Genomic DNA, 18,151 nt, shown 5'->3' on the forward strand with positions numbered 1-18,151 from the left:
CTCTCAAGCAGGGCACTCTTGTACAAAAGTGCCCGCCCTAGACGACGTCTTCGATCGAGGTGCCTTTGGTCTCCTTGATGAACTTCAGCGCGAACGGGATCGAGAGCAGCGCGAACGCGGTGTAGATCCAGTACGTGAAGCTCAGGTTCCAGTTGCTCATGCTCGGGAAGCTGACCGTGACCACCCAGTTCGCGACCCAGTTCGCCGCGGTCCCGACTGCCAGCGCCGCGCCGCGGATGCGCAACGGGAACATCTCGCCCAGCAGCACCCAAAGGATGACACCCCAGGACAGCGCGAACGACAGCACGAAGATGTTCGCGAAGACCAGCGCGATCGGGCCCCACACACCCGGCAGGCTCAGCTCGCCGTTGACCTTGTCGGCGTGGCCGAACGCGAGTGCGGCGACGCCGAGCCCGATCGCCATGCCGACCGAGCCGATCAGCAGCAGCGGTTTGCGGCCGACGCGATCGATGAACGCGATCGCGATGAACGTGCCGAGGATGTTGATGACCGGGCTGACCATCGAGATCAGCAGCGAGTCGGTGTTCTGGCCGACCGAGTGCCACAGCGTGTCGGAGTAGTAGAAGATCACGTTGATGCCGACGAACTGCTGGAACACGGCGAGCGCGATCCCGATCCACACGATCGGCAGCAGGCCGAACCGGCCGCCGAGCAGGTTGCGGACGCTCGACTTCTCCTCGCGCTTCAGCCCGCGCTGGATGTCGGCGAGCTTGGCGTCGGCGTTCTCCTCACCCTCGACCTCGGCGATCACCTTGCGCGCCTTGTCGACCTTGCCGATCGACAGCAGGTAGTGCGGCGACTCGGGGATGATCGACGCGAGCACGAAGTAGACGATCGCCGGGATCCCCGCGGCCCCGAGCATCCACTGCCAGGATTCGAGGCCGCCGAGGTTGCCGTTCAGGTTGTGCGAACCGTCGGCCGCGACCGGCGCCAGGTCCTTGACCACCCAGTTGACCAGCGCCGACACGCCGATGCCGAGCACGATCGCGAGCTGCTGCAGCGACGCGAGCCTGCCGCGATACGCCGGCGGCGCGACCTCGGCGATGTAGGCCGGCCCGATCACCGACGCGATACCGATCGCGATACCGCCGATGACCCGCCAGATCGCGAGGTCCCAGACGCTGAACGGGAACATCGCGCCGACCGCGCTGATCAGGAACAACACGGCCGCGAGCTGCATCGTGCGGATGCGGCCGATCTTGTCGGACAGCAGCCCGCCGAACCACGCGCCGACCGCGGAACCGATGAGCGCGCTCGACACGGTCAGCCCGGTGACCCCGGCGCCGACGTTGAAGTGCTGGCGGATCCCGAGGACCGCGCCGTTGATGTTGGAGCTGTCGTACCCGAAGAGGAACCCGCCGACGGCGGCCGCTCCCGCGATGAAGACCACATGCGCGAGATGCTGCTGCGCGCTCTTGTCCCCGACCGGGGGCCCGTCCGTCGTCGTGTCCGTCACTTGGTCATCTCCTTGCTCACGAGCCGCGGACACCCTGGTGACACAGGCATTCCACGGCGTTGTACCCATAGTCGGCAACCTGAAACTTGGTCTGAACCATGCCGTACCACCTCGTGATGTGGACCACCGGGATGATCACTTGACGGACCGCCTGCCCAGCGGTAGGACCGTCGGCGACGCGTCCTTCTGGATCGTGGTCCCGGGATGGATCACGACAACCGGGACCACGGACGTGTTCGACACGGGCGGGCCGAGCGGCGGGTTCCCGGTCGCGGTGGCGGTGTTGGTGAAGTCGTCTGCGGGAGCCCTGCCGACACAGTCGAACGCCCAGATTCCCTGGGGCGCAAGCATTGCGTCGTAAGTTCGCGCGCAGTCGGCGGTTACTTCGTCGGCGACCTTGACGCCGATCAGCTGCACGTCGCCGCTGTTGATCACGGTGATCGTGAACGGCACCTGGTCGCCGGCGCGGAACGGCCCGCCGCGGACGTTCTTGACGATCGTCACCGCCGGATGCTGCACGGTGAACGTGGCGTCGTCATGGGCGTTCACCGGCCGCTTGGTCGGGTCGGTGCCGGTCACGGTCGCGGTGTTCGTGAAGCCGTCAGCGCCGGCGACCGTCGTGCAGGTATAGGTCCGTCTGTCCTGGGTGAGAATCATTTGAAGGCTCTTCGCGCAGGCGGGTGTCCGGTCGTCCGCCACCGCGACGTCGGTCAGCGGCACGTCACCGCTGTTGGTGACCGTGATCGAGAACGTCACTGTGTCGCCCTGGCGCACGACCGTCGGCGTCGCGTCCTTGGTGATCGACACCGCCGGGTGAATCAGGTCGACAGCCGCGTCGCCGGTTACCTTGACCACGCGTCTGGCGGGGTCCGTCCCGGTCGCCGTGGCGGTGTTGGTGAAGTCGCCGGCAGGAGCCGTCGTCGTGCACGTGTAGAGCCGTTGTTCCTTTGGTGCCAACGTTCCTAGCGGTTTCGCGCAGCCGGGCGTGGTGTCGTCCCCGACGGCGACATCGGTCAGCGGTACGTCACCGGCGTTGGTCACGGTGATGGTGAACGTAATCTGGTCACCCTGGCGCACCACGGACGGGCTCCCGTCGTTCTGGATGGTCAGCAGAGGGTTGATAACGGTGGCTCCGGCGGCGCTCCCCGGAAGCAGGACGACGCTGCCGAACATGATCGCCACAGCCAGGAGCAGCCGCGACGCTTTGCCGGTTCCCACCATGCGCGTAACCCTCCGAAAGGCGTGGATGATCTTCGGAGCGTGCCACGGTTCAGTCGAAAAACAGGCGTTGTCGCCCTCCACTTTGGACAATGTCACCCACTAAGGGGACTGGGTGATCCTTTCCGCGGCCCGGTGGCTGATCGCCGCGGCCTCGGTGACGAAGTCGAGGATCGTCTCGAGCTGGTCCTCGCTGTACTTCCCGCAGATTTCGACCGACGCCGACACGATGTAGTCCCACAGCGGGAGCGCCGCCGACACGGGCGACTGGTTGAGCTCGACCAGCACCTTGCGCCGGTCGTCGGGATGGGGCTTGCGCCGCACGATGCCCTTGCGCTCGAGCCGGTCGACGAGCGCGGTCACCGACGCCGGCGCCAGGCCGGAGTGCCGCGCGAGCTCCTTGGGGGTCAACGGGCCAAGCCGGGCCAGGTAGTCCGACGCCTTGGACTCGGTCACCGAAAGGCCGCGCCGGTCCGCGATCGCGGTGTGGAACATGACCGTCTCCGTGGACAGCTCGCGCGACGCGGCGAGCACCGCCTGGATGAGGTCCGCCTTCTTGCTTGACACGCCGATGAGCCTAGCCCAGTATTTAGTTCGACAGAACGAATTAGTTTCTAAGATATTCGATGGGTGGAAAGATTATGAAGCGAGCCCTGATCATCGGTGGCGGCATCGCGGGCACCGTGACCGCGATGGCACTGAAGAAGGCCGGCCACGAGCCGGTGCTGTACGAGGCGTACGACCGCACCGCCGAGGGCATCGGCGCGTTCCTGACCACGGCCGTCAACGGCCTCGACACACTGGCCGCGTTGGAGCTGAAAGACCTGGTCAAGAGCCTGGGATTCGACACTCCGCGGATGACGATGAGCGTCGGCAACGGCAAGCGACTCGCCGAGTTCCCGCTCGGCGGCGCGCTGTCCGACGGCACGGTCAGCCAGACCGTGCTGCGCTCCGACCTGTACGTCGCCCTGCGCGACGAAGCCGCGAGACGCGGGATACCCGCCGAGTACGGCAAGCGACTGGTCGACGCGACAAGCACCGGTGACGGCGTCCGCGCGTCGTTCGCCGACGGCACGCAGGCCGACGGCGACCTGCTGATCGGCGCCGACGGCCTGCGCTCCCGGGTCCGCGAGATCATCGACCCCGGCGCACCAAAGCCTCGTTATGTGCAGCTACTGAACACGGGCGGCTTCGCCGAGGGGATCTCGCTCGACGCTGAACCCGGCGTGATGCAGATGGTCTTCGGCAAGCGCTGCTTCTTCTGCTACGTCGTCCATCCGAACGGCCAGGTGTGGTGGTTCGCGAACCCGCCGCGCACGACCGAACCAGCCGGCCGCGTGACCGGATCCGCCGACGAGTGGCGTGAGGAACTGGTGCGGCTGCTGAAAGTCGACCGCACGCCGGCTGTCGACATCATCTCCGCGACTCGGAAGATCCAGCCGCCGTGGCCGACCTACGACTTCCCGAACGTGCCGACGTGGAGCCGCGGACGGATGATCATCGTTGGGGACGCAGCGCACGCGACATCGCCGGCGGCCGGCCAAGGCGCGTCGATGGCGATCGAGGACGCCGTGACCCTGGGGAAGTGCTTCCGGGACATCGACGACGTCCACAAAGCCTTTGCCACGTATGAGAATCTACGTCGTGAGCGCGTCGAGGCCGTGGTGGCACAGGGCAAGCGCAACGGTGATGGCAAGGTCACCGGCCCGGTCTCGCGGTTCCTGCGCGACTACTTCATCACCAAGGCGTTCAAGAATTCGTCGAGCACGGACGACCCGAACCGCTGGATGTGGGAGCACCACCTCGACTGGAAGACTCCGGTGCCCAAATTTGTCGGTGCTCAGCGCTAGCGTTGTGGACATGAGCGAAGAAGACGAGACCTATACGAAGGAGGATTGGTATGCCGAAGAGTTCGTAGGGCGCACCTTCGTCCGCTGCGCGTTCCAGGAGTGCGATTTCACCGAGGCGTCGACGCAGGGCTCGGTGTTCACCGAGTGCACGTTCAGCAACACGCGGTTCAACGTGTCCAAGCACGTCGACTCGGCGTTTGTCGGGTGCACGTTCACCCGCTGCAACTTCTTCGACGCGGAGTTCACCGGCTGCAAGGTCATGGGCAGCACGTTCAAGGAGTGCACGCTGCGGCCGATGAAAGTGAGCGGCGGCGACTGGTCGTACGTCAGCCTGTTCGGCGCGGACCTGCGGAACTGCACGTTCGACAAGGTCCGCCTGCGCGAGGCCGACCTCACGTCCGCGGACTGCGTCGACGCGGTGCTGACCGAAGCGGACCTGTCCGGGGCGCAGCTGCACCGGACGAAGTTCACCAGGTGCGACCTGCGCGGAAGCGACCTCAGCGCGGTGGACCCACGCAACGCCGAACTGACCGGGGCGATCATCCAGCGCGCGCAGGCCGTCACCCTCGCCGAAGCACTCGGCGTCATCGTGGTTTAGCGCTGAGTGGTTCAGCGCTTGGTCTCGACGGTCTGAAAGTTGAGGTACGCGCGGCTGGGCGTCGGACCGCGTTGTCCCTGGTAGCGGGAGCCTGCCTCGGTCGAGCCGTAGGGGAACTCGGCGGCGCTCGTCAGCCGGAAGAGGCAGAGCTGGCCGATCTTCATCCCGGGCCAGAGCGTGATCGGCAGGTTCGCGACGTTGGACAGCTCAAGGGTGATGTGCCCGGAGAAGCCGGGGTCGATGAACCCTGCCGTGGAGTGCGTGAGCAGGCCGAGGCGCCCGAGCGACGACTTGCCCTCGAGGCGGCCGGCGAGGTCGTCCGGCAGCGAGACGCACTCGAAGGTCGACCCGAGCACGAACTCGCCCGGATGCAGCACAAAGGCTTCGTCGTTGTCCTTCTCGACCATCGAGGTCAGCTCGTCCTGCTGAAGTTTCGGGTCGATGTGGGTGTACTTGGTGTTGTTGAAGACACGGAAGAATCGGTCGAGCCGGACGTCGATGCTGGAGGGTTGCAGCATGGCCGGATCGAAGGGGTCGACACCGAGGCGTTGGGAATCGAGCTCTTTGCGGAGGTCACGGTCACTGAGCAGCACACGGACAGGGTAACCAGGCGCGGTCAAGCTGCGCGGGGTGGCTTCATGTGCTGGGCATATGTCGTGTCGGGGTCGAACACCTTGATGAGCCGCTTGACGTACGTCTCGCGCCCGATGCGGCCGAGGTGTTCCTGCAGCGACGTCGCTCCGGGAATGAGCTGACGCAGTGTCTCGGCGGCGAAGTTGGCTCCGGCCACAGTGAGGATCGCGGCCTGCGCCACGGGGTCATTGGGCAGCTCGAGGAAGTCGGCGTTGGTCTTGCCGAGCACGAGCCGGCTGATCGACGAGTGGACGCGGACCGAGACGTGCGAGAGCACCTTGCCGAAGGTCCCGCGGCCCTCGCCGATGCCCTCATGGGACTTGAGCAGGGCTTTCGCGAGTCGCTTGGAGTCGTCGTCGGGGATGAACTCGGTCGCCGCGAGCAGCCAGAGCATCCGCCACGCGTCCTCCTCGCCGGCGGGGAGGAGCTCGTCGTCGACGCCCATCAACCACCCGACGTAACGCCACAAGTGCAGAATGTCGCCGCGCTCGCGGTCGTTGTAGCGGACTCCGAGAAGCTGCGTGCCGAAGAGGAAAACGAGCGAGAACAGCAGCAACGTGCCGGTGGTCTGCACCTGGTTGACCGGCCGATCCCAAGCCGCGTAGTCCCAGTCCTCGCGCCCGTTCATCGCCGCGCGAACGTGCGCGTGCACCAGCCGAACCCGCAGCGCCGACGCGTACCCCTTCTTGCCGCGCGCGAGCGTCCCGGGCGTCGTGACGTCGATCCACCACGCCGCCGTCTCGACCAGCCGACGTGTCGCCTGATACTCGATCTGCCCGGTCCCCACCAGCGACTTCGTCGCCCGCGACGCCAGGTAGCCACCCATCAACGACATGTCACCCAGGGGAAACAGCCCGAGCAACCCAGTCCGCGTAATGGCCCGCGCCCCACGCTCAAGACGTCCGGCATCCACCCAATACGGCGTCGCCTCAACATCAGCGAAGAACGCGACAAGCTCCTCTGGTGCCCCCTCCACGGAGTCCATGCCGCCGGCCAACGCCCCCTCGAACATCCGGCGCCCACGCCCCACCTCCAGCCGCCCGAACATCGCGACCACCGCATCGGCCAGCGGATCCTCCGCCTGCGCGAACTCCCGTAACCGCAGCACCTGTGCCTCGGTCCCCCGGATATCCCCCTCGATGAACATCCGCGCCGCCAGCCGGAACCCGCCCTCGCGGAACAACTCAGGATCAGGCAGGCGATCGTCGTCGCTCATGAGCACACCTCGCAGACCATGTAGACAACAAGTGTTGTCACATCGCCGCCACCCGTCAAGGGACCCCGCCCTACCCACGGCGCGCGATCACCGCCATGTACACTTGGAGCGCACTGCGGATGTAGTTCAGTGGTAGAACATCAGCTTCCCAAGCTGAATATGCGGGTTCGATTCCCGTCATCCGCTCAGAGGTATGTTTCAGCACGTCAGCAGGGGTGCTTCCCGATCTTGGGAAGCACCCCTGCTGACGTCTCACGGCACGTTCCACCAACATGCCAACAACATCATTCGGCGGTCTCGTCGCCGTCCGCGTCGCGGGTGTGAGTGCCCTTGCGGTGATCGTCGACGAGCTGGGAGAGCTTCTCCGCGATCCTCTCGTCAGCGTCACTCGTCGCCCGCTGGTAGATCAGCGCCGCCCGCATGTCGTCATGCCCCATCCGGGACATCAGGTCCTTGGTCGACATGCCCGCTTTCGATGCCCACACGTTGCCCGCGTGCCGCAGGTCATGGAAGTGCAGACCCTTGAGCTTCATATCGGCCACGACCTCGGTCCACTTGGACAGTTGCGCGAAGTTCGGCCGACGAAGCGCAGCCCCCTTCTTGCCGGTGAACACCAACGCGTCGTCTGCCTTCTCGACGAACTCCGCCAGGTGCGCCACCAACTCGGCCCGGACCGCGTACGGCATGATCACCGTCCGCACACCCGCGCGCGACTTCGGCGGCCCGATAAGCAGCCCCTGCCCCGGCACGTCGACAAACGCCCGAGAGATCCGGACCGTGCTCGCATCCGCCGACAGATCACCACGACGCAAGGCGATCACCTCACCGAACCGCAGAGAGCCGAACGCCGCGAGCAACACCATGGCCGCCCACCGGTCCGGCATCCGCGCCGCCAGGTCGAAGACTTGGGCCACCGTGACCAACGGCCGTTCCTCCGGGTTCTCCTTATCCGCGCCCGGCACTTTGCACGGGTTACGCACCAAAATCGCGTCCGGGTCAACGGCGGTATTGAGGATGCCCCGCATCAACCGGTACGCCTTCGCCAGCACCGACGCCGACACACCAGCTCCCAGCCGATCCGAACGCCATTGCCGAATCACCGCCGCCGACAGCCGCCGAAGCTCAACATCCCCGATGAAAGGGGAGACGTGCTTCCGCAGCAGCCAGCGGTACAGCTCGACCGTACGAGGGCGCAGCCCAGGACGTTCCGTGATCCACCTTTCCGAGTATTCGGTCAACGTCACCTTTCCGCGTTCCGGGTCAGTCCAATCACCAGAGATGATCAAGGCCTCGATACCGTTCAACCATCGGTCGGCATCAGACATGCGCTTGAACCGGTGCGGTGCGAAGTGGCGCTTGCCATCGGGACCGAGATAGCTCGCTTGAAACTCGCCGACAGTGGTCTTGCGAACGCTGCCAAAGCGTCGTTTCCGTCCCTTGTTGTTCGGCATCTCAGGCCGCCCTTCCTAGATCGCGAAGCACAGAGCTTCGGGTTATTGGCTCCACACGACCGGATTGCATGAAAACCTCCAGATCCACCACAGCCAGCCGGACATGTACCCCTGCCTTGTGGAATGCGATTCGCCGTTCAGCGATGAGCCTCCGAACGAATCGGACGCCGGTGTTCAGGTACTCGGCCGCTTCCTCGACCGTCAGATACTTCGTTTCCACTACTTCCTCCCCAGGCTCAGGCCGCTTCCGGAATTGCCGAAGTTTCTTGGCCGCCAGGCGGACCGGCAGCGGCGAGGAGTGCCCGGTCGTACTCGGCCTTCCACGTGATCCGTTCCGCGATAGCCCGCATCACCAGGTGCGCCCGAGGCGGAACCTGCGGATCGTTGGACTCGACCTTGCGCCACAGCAGCCGGGACATGTCCGGTTCCGGCTTCTCGATCCCGACCACGGCGAGGGCCTGGCGCACGAACGCCTTCCGGTCCGCCTTGTGGTCCACGAGCGTCTTGCCCGACCACTTGCGCGACACCAGCACCCGCCGACCAGGAAGGCCGAGCGTGGACCTGCGGTGAGCGCGGCCTTTGCAGTGCCCCGGGGTCATCTTCCCGTTCGCGCCCTTCGGTTCGATGCCGTAGAGCAGCCACACCGCACACCGAGGCGAGCACGGCGTCACCGACAACTCCGCGTGCAGCCGGTCATGGTGATCCGCCTGCCGCGCCGAAGTCGCCTCCACCACCTCACCGGTCGACTTGGTCAGGTACTTCGTCAGATACCCGATATGCCGACCCGACTCCGCCGTCCCACCCAAGATCCCCTTGGAGTGCACTTGAGCACCGAAGGTCACCACATGAGCCGGGTCCTCCACCTGGTCCACCGCGTCATCCCACGACGTCAACGCCTCCCGGGTCTCCGGGTCCACGAACACGCGCTTCCCCATGTCCCACAACGGCATCCGGTCGACGTAAACGACACGGTCATGGTTGGGCCACCACACCTGGTGATACGTGGCCGCCGTGACCATCCGGATCACCTCATGGGAGATCGAGCCCCGGATAGCGGTGTGCAAGTGCGGAGCTGCCCGCTTCTGCGGCTCGACCGTTGCGAAGTACTGCGCATCGAACCCGACGACCCGGCGCATGTTCTGATACCACCGGTCGATCAACGCCGAGAAATGCACCGCATCCCGAGCCGCCCGCCGGTAGTCATACGTCCCCGGGTCCGCCGGAGCACCATCACCCCGCACCTTCCCGTACGTGTCACAGGTCAACGTGACGAACATCGAGGGCCGGTAAGCCCCCGCGTACTCCCTGCCCACGGTGGTCTTGGAGACCTTGCGGGTAGGGAGGTTCGGCGAATCCTGCCGCCGCTTGGTGGACCGCTTCACCGCCTTCTTGGTGGGCAGGTCGATGGAGGGCAACCGACCCCGCATCCCGAGTTGCCGAAGTTCCTCATCCACCGTCGCGATCTCCGCCCGCAGTTCCTCCGCCTCCACTTCATCTCCGGATTCAGTGACCTGCCGGTAGGACTCGACGAGGTCAGCCCGGAACGTCAGAAGCTCCGTCTGGACCTCGCTCGGCGCGTCCGGGGTCAGGTCGGGTTCGACCGCCATGTGCCAGCCCTCACGACACTGGACCTGCCGCAGCGCTTTAGCTCTCCCGTCATCGAGACTCCGGATGCAGCGCCGACGAGCAACGGTATGGCCGACGTGACCGCCGTCTTCGTCACTCGCCCGGAGTTCACCCATGAACTTCCGCCGCACGAGTTGTTCGACGACGCCGACAAGATCAGCATGGTCGGGTTGTCGCTGAACCTGCTCTGCCAGCAGTACCCCGACCGCGCCCTACTGGAGATGCTGGAGACCGGGAGCGTCGTGCAGTGCCTGTTTCTTGACCCTGACGGCGAGCACATCAAGGCCCGTGAACGTGAAGAGTCGCACCCCGTAGGGCTGTTGACCACGCTCACCAGGCTGAACATTCAGACGTTGCAACGGCTCCACGGCAAGCTCTCGCCCGAGGCACGGGGGAACCTGCGCATCCGGACCTACGACGAACCGGTGAGATTCAACATCACCGTTGTCGACGACGTCACGTGCGTAGTCCAGCCCTACCTACCCGACGCGCGAGGTGTTGAGTCTCCGACTCTGGTCATGGAACGGCAGGACGGGCACCCGGCTGGTCTGTTCGACACCTTCGCGCAAGTCTTCGAGTCCATGTGGGCTCGCGGCACCGAGGTCCCCGCGTGAAAGATCTGTCCGAGCTCCTGGTAGTCGCTCAAGACGCTGCGGACATCGGGCGCAGACTCATGACCACGTCCAGTCCCGGCCAGGTCCACGCCAAGGGGGACCGCGACTTAGTTACCGACCTCGATTTGCAGATCCAACACGATGTCAAGGCCTATCTTGAGCAGGTCACGCCCGACATTGATTTCCTCGGCGAAGAGGACGGCGGAGGCGAGTTGGACCAGGATGCTGATTACGTCTGGGCTCTGGACCCCATCGACGGCACGTCCAACTTCGCCCACGGCATCCCCCTCTGTGCGACACAACTAGCCCTTATTCACAGGGGCGAACCCGTCGTCGGTGTGATCGACGCTCCGTTCCTGGAGTTGAACTACCACGCCACCAAAGGTGGAGGCTCGTTCTGCAACGGTCGGCCGATTCATGCCAGTGCCACGTCCGACCTCAGTCGAGCGATCGTCTCAATCGGCGACTACACAACTGGTCCCCAAGCGGCAGCGAAAAATAAGCATCGATTCGCAGTCACTCAGGATCTTGTTGAAAGCGTTGAACGCGTGCGCATGTTCGGCTCGGCAGCTCTAGATCTTGCGTTCGTTGCCGATGGTCGCACGGACGCCTGTGTCATCCTTGCCAATAAACCTTGGGACACGGGTGCGGGGGTTCTGATACTTCGTCAATCCGGAGGAATTGTCTCGAACATAAAAGGTGACCGTCATAACTTTGATTCTTCCAGCACGGTCGGCACAAACAGTCGAGTAAAACTCCCCATTTCTTAAATTGTAGTGCGGAGAGAAATAGATGAAAATAGCCAGTGATACGACTACTGGGCGGGGCGGGTAAGAGCACGTCGGAAGGTATGCATATCTCACTATTGTTATCCTGCCTGAGACTGCACGGTCCGTCGAAGTCGCCAGCTGCCTGGCTAGACTAATACTCTGGCGCCGAAACCAGGATGACGCTATTTTCTCATTGTATTGGCAATCTACCAGTAGATTGCAACAACCTCTGCCTCAATAACCCTTCCGCTCGCACCGGTTGCGGTTTTTTGATTAGAGAAGTCGAAAGTGTTCGCTATGGGTCCGGCGGGTCCGAGGCCGGCGTTGTTCAACGCTTGCAATCGCAGGTCCGCATCCTTCTCTAGTTGCATGGTCTTCTTAAACCTCTCTTCCATCCATGCCTTGAATACAGCGAATGTCGGTCGTGAATCCAGCACAGTAGTAACTTTAGCTGCGTGCTGGGAAGCCATTTCAGACAAGACTTTCTTGTCGATTTCTGTCAGGCTTACATGGAGTTCATTCGCCAGGAGTCCCGCGTATTGCACGAGGGCGACTACGCGCGGGTCGGAAGGACTTAAGTGATTATCTCGCATCTCTCTCTGCGTGGTCTCCACTGCAACGGAAACCATCGAGCTAAAGTCTTGCATTTGTTGGCCGAAGTTAGGATGTACTTTGTCAAGCACGTTTGCAAGGCGGATTGGATTCCATGACGAAGTAAGTCCATTCCTATTTACGCGACAGAACAGCCGAAAGCGAGATCCGTCAAACAGCACCCGGCGGATATCTTTCCAGTATAGGTCTTGTTCTGTATCTGCGGCTACGTAAACATCACGGATTGACATGCCATCGATTTCCACGGCGTGCTTTTCTAGTGTGCGATGGATGAGAAAATCGCGTCCGTGGTACTCGGCTGCCTTCCAGTTTGCCAGGATGCATCTAATCGGAATTAGGCCAACCAGCATACTCTCGAGAATACGATTAATGTTGAGCATCTCGTTGAATGCTGGGCCACTGAGTTGGCGGCGCAAAGCTTCACTTTCCTCAGAGAGATCCTTGAAAGTCGAGACAATCATGCTCATCTGAAATGCTGCATCAGCTTCAAGTTCGGCTTCTACTTCCATAAGCTGGCCGCGCTTCATCGATTCGACTTCCACAATCCACGGAGTCGCTTTGGGTTTGCTGTCGCTGAAGTAATTCTTCGTGCCGTTCAGATCGAGAGGCTGCTCGTCACCTGTCGGCTCACGCACTGCCAGAAGCTTGCTTTCATCGTCATACAAAGTCTTGAAAAGAGTTTGAACCGTGGCCTTGCTTACCACCTGGGAATTAGCACTTCTACTAGATTCGTACTTGGATCCGATTCGACCTTTGACAACTCCGGCGCCAGCTTCGACCTGGCCGTTAATCTCAGCCTTCATGGCTGCAGTGATGCCCTCTGTGAACTCATGCGGTATCCGGCCTTTTCTTGAAGACAAAAGACTGGTGACACTAACTTCGTCTAAGTAGACGAACTCCCGGAGCTCTCTTAGTTGCATGGCGGACGCTTCGCGCGCTTTTTTCGCGTGACTTTTCAGCCAGTTAAACACTGTCTACGCCTCATCTGCTTGTATTTTTTGTGTAGCACTGACAATCAATCGTTGTTCCGCAACGCGCTGGTAGCCGCCAAAGTAATCTTCCATGACAATGATGTCACGCCCGTCACCCACTGCAAGTAGCGCTGCTTCACTCCATATTGCAGTTAGGTCGGCAGATGACCAACCAGCCGTCACATCAGCAACATTTGAATGCGACACATTATCGGCAATGTTGAGATTTCTTGCGCTCGTTGCTAGTATCGACTCCCTGTCGTCTCGCGAAGGATTATCGAACCTGATTTCCCAGTCGAATCGTCCTGGGCGCCGAAGGGCGACGTCCACGTCTTGGGGTCTGTTAGTCGTGGCAATTACGATGATGTTGTCGTCCTGATTGAAGCCATCCATCAAAGTCAGTAATTGTGCGACAAGTCGGCGCGAGGCCTCGTGAGATTCCTCGCTCCGCTGCGGGGCTACACTGTCGATCTCGTCGAAGAAAATAATCGCCCTTTCTTGCTTTCGCGCGTCATCAAAGATTGCGCGAATAATCTCCTCACTTTGGCCTACGTACTTGCTAATTATCTCCGGACCGCTAATTTTGTAGAAATCGGCCGCTGCTTGGTGGGCAATTATCCTGCCAAGCAGTGTCTTTCCTGTCCCAGACGGGCCTGTGAAGAGCACGCCTTTGATAGCCTTGGCGCCGATTTTCCGCAAAGCTTCATGCTTCTGTAAAGGGAGCTCGATCAGCTCCTTGGTGCGAGCTTTAATCTGCGGGTAGCCGCCAAAGTCATCGTAAGATAAACTTCTGTCAGGATTTTCACGAAGTTGGTCGATGTCGAAAGCGTCGCCGATGGAGACGTCGAGAAAGGGGATGGGTTTGTTCGTTAGTACTCGCGTGATTCCCTCGACATCGTTTCCCTCTACGGTGGATCCAATCTTGACAGGCAAGTGGCTTGGAATCGGTATTGTGCGCAGCGCTCCACTAATACTTAGAATGACAACGTCATCTAATGTTACCTTAACCGTTCCTATCCACTTGTTCCCCGGCCATAAATCCTTCGGCGCCGACTCGACGTCTGTCCATTGGGGTCCGACTAGCACCACGTCGTCAACACGAAACTCTTCTTCCGTGTCGGATGGAATGGTGATTATGTTCCCGTTCGGTATTTCTAGGTAGATAATTTTCTCTTCCTTGTTGAGACTCTTTACTCTTGCGATGACACGCTGGGGATAATTTACGTCGACAGTCATTCCTTTGGTGTCTCCCTGGAATCAGTTGGTTACGCCCCAAGCTCAAATCCAAGATACGCTCCAGTCCCGTGAGATCTCGGCGAATATGATGCTCGTGTCGTGACGGCGTGTCTTCTCTGGCGAGACGCCGCTATGTGCACGAATGGCACGCTCAATTGCTTGCCGAACTTGGCTCTATGGGATCAAGGGCGCGCCGCCGCCGGGCGGCGCGCCGGTCACCAGCCGACCACTCACCTAGGCGCCCGCGATCGCTCCGACACGGCGGGCTGCCGCTCCGCTCCGCCCACCGGCCGGGCGGCACGGCCGCCAGGGGGTCACCTGGGCAGCGCCACCCAGCGGCGGCACACAGAGCACCACTGACCACGGACAGCCTCCTCAACGAGCGTCGTGACATCACGGTCGCTCGGAGCACACTCGCTGTTACCCGGATCGCGATCTTCGCCCCACCCCGACGCCGGATCGTGACAACGGCCGGCAGCACCGCGTCAAGGCGGGAAAGCGTGCCTTGACCCGGCACCACCGTCCGCGTGCTCGGCTTCATATCGGGGTCGACGGGGAGGTGTGGGTGGTGCCTGTCCCCAGCAACATGCCAACAACTTGCCCCGGTCAACAGGGGTCAAAAGCGGTACACGGCGACTACACGCGTCCGCAGGTCAGAGGCACTTTCCAGGCCCTCGGCGCTGGTTCCCAAGCTGAATATGCGGGTTCGATTCCCGTCATCCGCTCCACTACGAGAGCCCCAGGTCACCGGCTGTTTTCAGCCGACCTGGGGCTCTCGTTTTTTCTACGGCGATGTCAGATGCTGTCGCCGCGCACTCTGGCGGCAACCAGCAGAGAACGATCGCATCTTCGCTAGGTCAGATCGTCCGTCACGGCGCCCGGCGCGTTCTTCTTGACCGAATCGATCCCGTTCAGCGCCGACGCCTTGGCGTTGTACGCCTCACTGACCGCGATGATCTCACCGTTTCCCGCCTTGAGCCGGAAACGGTACTTACCGGCTTTGTCGCTGAAAACCTCGAACTTTCCGGACATGCGAAATCCTTCCCTTTGACTATCACGGAGTCGAAGTTTCAGTTGGACAGAAGGTCAGCTCTCAGCACATCGGCCTTCAAGATTCTCTCTATCTCTTCGACGTCACTGTTGTAGGCCGTCCGTCGGCGTATTTCTTTTCGAACGGCTTCAATCACCACATCTGAAACGAGCACTTCGGCGAGCGAACGCGGCGCTATCGCGGCCTTCGCCTTCCAAAGTTCGTCCAGAAGCCTTCGCCTCACCGCATCTTTCGAAAGGTAGAACAGGGAACTCGCTTTGACGGCCTGAGTGGCGTCCGAGAGAAGGTCGACCTCCAAGGCGATGTCCACCACCACAGGCAGACCTCCCGTGAGATGCCAAACCTGCCAAACCTGACCATTGGTGAGGACCATCCACTCGACACCCTCGTTGACCGCGTACATCTGCACTTGCCGAAGGTGCCTGATGCCAAGCTTCTGCGTGCACCGCTTGACCTCTATGAAGGCGACCATCTGCCGGTCAATGCGCACTCCATAGTCAGCGAAATCCGACTTGACCTGATATTCCGTGGTCAGATCCTCGTACTTGTCGTAGCCGAGACCTTCACACAGGAAATCCGTTACGAGCAATCTTGTGTCACCCTCGTTGGCGTCCCGCTCAACAAGGTCGGCCAGCGGCTTGGCGAATCGACGGACAGCCACCTTGACTCGCTCACGTGCGGCCGTTTCCCATTTTGGCATTGACCTCTTCTGCGGCCCTACATCTTTCGGGATTACGTCAATTTTCGATGGCCCAGCCAGAATTTCCGCAGAAATTTCGGCTTCGGGCTCAACCGCCACCAACGAACCCACGGTTGACGCAAATTCCAGTCCATCCATAATTTTGATGGCCTCCTAGAGCGCAACCCTGTCAACTGACACGAGCACCACGAATGTGACTCATGACACCTACAGTCGCGGCTCGTCCGCCGGGTGTTACATGCGGCGCACGCCGCGTCAGGACAGTCTGAAAACAATAAACAGGTCATTCCCGTCAAAAAATGACCAGCTTATCGGGACACTTCAGCTCCCGGTTCTGCACGACCTGCTTCGGATACCGCGTAAACACGTTCACCGCATCCTTCTACAAACTCCGCAACGGAGCGGCGCTCACGATGCGGAAAAGGAGAGTTGATCTACCTGAACGTCAAGACGTAACCCGCTCAGCCCAACAGACGGAGGGCATCCGAGGCGGAGAGGCGGCCGGCGGTGGTCAGGTCGAGGTTCGCCAGGGAGGCCGCGTGGATTTCCTCGGTGGCAGCGGCGGCGCAGTCGCTGATGGGATGCACCGTCAGGCCGAGGTCGGTCGCGGCGCGAGCGGTTTGTTCGACGGTGAGGTTCGTGGCGACGCCGGTGATCAGAAGGGTGTCGATGTCCCTCTCGACCAGCCACGCCAGGAGGTTGTTGCCGGCGAGGCCCGACAGTTTTTGGTTGTCGACGACGAGGTCTCCGCTCATTTCGTCGATCAGTTGCGAGCCGGGGGCGTTGGGGCGAAACGAACCCTGTGCGTCGGCCACGGCCGCCATGAAGCCGGTGTTGCGCACTAGTTGACCTTCGCCCATCGGGATGACGAACCTGGTGAGGATGATCGGCAGGCCGGCGGCTCGGGCATCGTCGTGGAAGGCGGCGGCGCGCTTCACGACACCGCTGCGGGCGACGGGTTCGGCGAGCATCCCGCCGAAGAAGCCCTCAGGCCGGATTACGTTGACCTGCCAGTGCAGCCCCAGAACGGCGGTACGCCGTGAATCGATCGTCACCTCGGCAATCTTGCCCTACCCGCCGACCGAGCGCCCCGGCCGAAGGGGCAGCGCGATGAACGAGCGAAAGGCCCGTTCCTCGCACTGCCGACTTACGGCTTCAGGACGATCTTGCCCCGCGTGTGACGCTGTTCGAGGTCACGGAATGCGGCCTTGACCTCGGCCAGGGGATACACCTTCGCGACGGGGATCTCCAGGCTTCCCTTCGACACCAACGCCGCGAGCTCGCTCAGGATCTCGGCTGTGGCGCCCTTCGCGTTTCCGTCGACTTTGACGCCGTACTTCTCGACGGCCTCGAAGTCGATGATCGTGTTGATCCGGTCGGCAGGAATACCCAGGTCAAGGGCCAGTTTGACGTACCCACTGCCGAAGGTGTCGATGAACGCGTCGACCTTGCCGTTGCCTGCTGCCTTGATGCGGTCCGCGACGCCGTCGCCGTACGCCACGGGAATCACGCCGTGCCCGGTAAGCCAGGCGTGGTTCGACTCGCTCGCGATGCCGATAACGGTCGCCCCAGCGTCCTTCGCCAGCTGGACGACGATGGAACCGACGCCTCCCGCGGCGCCCGATACGACCACGACGTCACCCTCGCGGACGCGGACAGCCTGCACCGCCGCGTAGGCGGTCGTCCCGGCGACGAACAGGCCGCCGGCGACCTCCCACGGGACGTTGCTGGGGCGCTCGGTCAGGTTTTCGGCGTCGACCACGGCGAACTCGGCCTGGCTCGACCGCGTGTCGACCCAGCCGATCACCTCGTCGCCGATCTTGCGCCCTTCGACGCCTTCGCCCAGCTCGACGACTACCCCCGCAAGATCGCTGCCCTGGCCGGACGGGAAGGTGGACGGCCACCGCGAGGCGAACGTGCCGATACGAATGGCCACCTCGCCCGGGTTGATCCCCGCGGCCTTCACCTGGACCAGCACCTGCCCGGGACCGGGCACCGGACGCTCGACATCCACAACCTGCAGCACGTCGATGTCGCCGTGCTCGGTGTACCTGACTGCCTGAGGCATTTGCTACTCCTTTGAAAGTCCGACCATCGCGCCAACGACGGAGGTCCCCGGTTTATGCCG

17 protein-coding genes, 1 tRNA gene and 1 pseudogene are annotated in these 18,151 nt (G+C 62.2%); 5 read left to right on the plus strand and 14 right to left on the minus strand.

The features are described 5' to 3' along the window. Window positions 1–37: 37 nt before the first annotated feature. From JWQ81_RS12515 to JWQ81_RS12525, 3 genes are all read right to left on the minus strand, one after another. Window positions 38–1,477: a sugar porter family MFS transporter gene (locus tag JWQ81_RS12515; RefSeq protein WP_297540849.1), complete on the minus strand. Its 1,440-nt coding sequence runs from the start codon at window positions 1,475–1,477 to the stop codon at window positions 38–40. Window positions 1,478–1,612: 135 nt separating this feature from the next. Next, window positions 1,613–2,698 (minus strand): hypothetical protein, encoded by a 1,086-nt coding sequence (locus JWQ81_RS12520; RefSeq protein ID WP_297540851.1) that lies wholly within the window; start codon window positions 2,696–2,698, stop codon window positions 1,613–1,615. Between the two features lie 99 nt (window positions 2,699–2,797). Then, on the minus strand, window positions 2,798–3,262 hold the full coding sequence (locus JWQ81_RS12525; RefSeq protein WP_297540853.1) for a MarR family transcriptional regulator: 465 nt from the start codon (window positions 3,260–3,262) through the stop codon (window positions 2,798–2,800). Window positions 3,263–3,336: 74 nt separating this feature from the next. On the opposite strand from JWQ81_RS12525, the gene JWQ81_RS12530 reads away from it, so the two are divergent. Next, the gene (locus JWQ81_RS12530) at window positions 3,337–4,545 is read left to right on the plus strand and encodes an FAD-dependent monooxygenase (protein ID WP_297540855.1); all 1,209 of its coding nucleotides are present in this window, start codon (window positions 3,337–3,339) and stop codon (window positions 4,543–4,545) included. A gap of 10 nt (window positions 4,546–4,555) precedes the next feature. Continuing rightward, window positions 4,556–5,143 (plus strand): pentapeptide repeat-containing protein, encoded by a 588-nt coding sequence (locus JWQ81_RS12535; protein ID WP_297540857.1) that lies wholly within the window; start codon window positions 4,556–4,558, stop codon window positions 5,141–5,143. A gap of 11 nt (window positions 5,144–5,154) precedes the next feature. Here the strand turns inward: JWQ81_RS12535 and dcd are convergent, their stop codons facing one another. After that, entirely contained in the window at window positions 5,155–5,736 is a 582-nt protein-coding gene (gene dcd / locus JWQ81_RS12540) for a dCTP deaminase (RefSeq protein WP_297540859.1), read from the minus strand. 23 nt (window positions 5,737–5,759) lie between these two features. Next, on the minus strand, window positions 5,760–6,992 hold the full coding sequence (locus JWQ81_RS12545; RefSeq protein ID WP_297540861.1) for an oxygenase MpaB family protein: 1,233 nt from the start codon (window positions 6,990–6,992) through the stop codon (window positions 5,760–5,762). Between the two features lie 115 nt (window positions 6,993–7,107). On the opposite strand from JWQ81_RS12545, the gene JWQ81_RS12550 reads away from it, so the two are divergent. Then, window positions 7,108–7,178: transfer RNA gene (locus JWQ81_RS12550), tRNA-Gly, on the plus strand. 98 nt (window positions 7,179–7,276) lie between these two features. Here the strand turns inward: JWQ81_RS12550 and JWQ81_RS12555 are convergent. The 3 genes and pseudogenes from JWQ81_RS12555 to JWQ81_RS12565 all read right to left on the minus strand — a co-directional run. Further along, on the minus strand, window positions 7,277–8,236 hold the full coding sequence (locus JWQ81_RS12555) for a site-specific integrase (RefSeq protein WP_297540862.1): 960 nt from the start codon (window positions 8,234–8,236) through the stop codon (window positions 7,277–7,279). 208 nt (window positions 8,237–8,444) lie between these two features. After that, window positions 8,445–8,663: a helix-turn-helix domain-containing protein gene (locus JWQ81_RS12560; protein ID WP_297540865.1), complete on the minus strand. Its 219-nt coding sequence runs from the start codon at window positions 8,661–8,663 to the stop codon at window positions 8,445–8,447. A gap of 16 nt (window positions 8,664–8,679) precedes the next feature. Next, window positions 8,680–10,095 (minus strand): annotated as a pseudogene (locus tag JWQ81_RS12565) (replication initiator); the annotation flags it as partial. Between the two features lie 42 nt (window positions 10,096–10,137). Between JWQ81_RS12565 and JWQ81_RS12570 the strand changes: the two are divergent. Beyond that, window positions 10,138–10,683, plus strand: a complete 546-nt coding sequence (locus tag JWQ81_RS12570) for a DUF5919 domain-containing protein (protein ID WP_297540867.1) — start codon at window positions 10,138–10,140, stop codon at window positions 10,681–10,683. Next, the gene (locus tag JWQ81_RS12575) at window positions 10,680–11,453 is read left to right on the plus strand and encodes an inositol monophosphatase family protein (protein WP_297540869.1); all 774 of its coding nucleotides are present in this window, start codon (window positions 10,680–10,682) and stop codon (window positions 11,451–11,453) included. Before JWQ81_RS12570 ends, JWQ81_RS12575 begins: the two co-directional genes overlap by 4 nt. 206 nt (window positions 11,454–11,659) lie before the next feature. Here the strand turns inward: JWQ81_RS12575 and JWQ81_RS12580 are convergent, their stop codons facing one another. The 6 genes from JWQ81_RS12580 to JWQ81_RS12605 all read right to left on the minus strand — a co-directional run bounded on the left by JWQ81_RS12580 (window position 11,660) and on the right by JWQ81_RS12605 (window position 18,091). Next, window positions 11,660–13,036: a hypothetical protein gene (locus JWQ81_RS12580; RefSeq protein WP_297540871.1), complete on the minus strand. Its 1,377-nt coding sequence runs from the start codon at window positions 13,034–13,036 to the stop codon at window positions 11,660–11,662. A gap of 3 nt (window positions 13,037–13,039) precedes the next feature. After that, window positions 13,040–14,272: an AAA family ATPase gene (locus JWQ81_RS12585; RefSeq protein WP_297540873.1), complete on the minus strand. Its 1,233-nt coding sequence runs from the start codon at window positions 14,270–14,272 to the stop codon at window positions 13,040–13,042. A gap of 852 nt (window positions 14,273–15,124) precedes the next feature. Then, window positions 15,125–15,304, minus strand: coding sequence for a YegP family protein (locus tag JWQ81_RS12590; protein WP_297540875.1), 180 nt, complete (start codon window positions 15,302–15,304; stop codon window positions 15,125–15,127). 38 nt (window positions 15,305–15,342) lie between these two features. Next, window positions 15,343–16,161: a type I restriction enzyme HsdR N-terminal domain-containing protein gene (locus JWQ81_RS12595; RefSeq protein WP_297540877.1), complete on the minus strand. Its 819-nt coding sequence runs from the start codon at window positions 16,159–16,161 to the stop codon at window positions 15,343–15,345. A 323-nt stretch (window positions 16,162–16,484) separates the two neighbouring features. Continuing rightward, a complete protein-coding gene (locus JWQ81_RS12600; protein ID WP_297540879.1) occupies window positions 16,485–17,078 on the minus strand; it encodes a cysteine hydrolase in 594 nt (197 codons plus the stop codon). Between the two features lie 92 nt (window positions 17,079–17,170). Continuing rightward, window positions 17,171–18,091, minus strand: a complete 921-nt coding sequence (locus JWQ81_RS12605; RefSeq protein WP_297540881.1) for an NADP-dependent oxidoreductase — start codon at window positions 18,089–18,091, stop codon at window positions 17,171–17,173. Between the last annotated feature and the right edge of the window lie 60 nt (window positions 18,092–18,151).

Origin of the sequence: Amycolatopsis sp., assembly GCF_025464955.1 — a bacterium.
Classification (GTDB): Bacteria; Actinomycetota; Actinomycetes; order Mycobacteriales; family Pseudonocardiaceae; genus Amycolatopsis.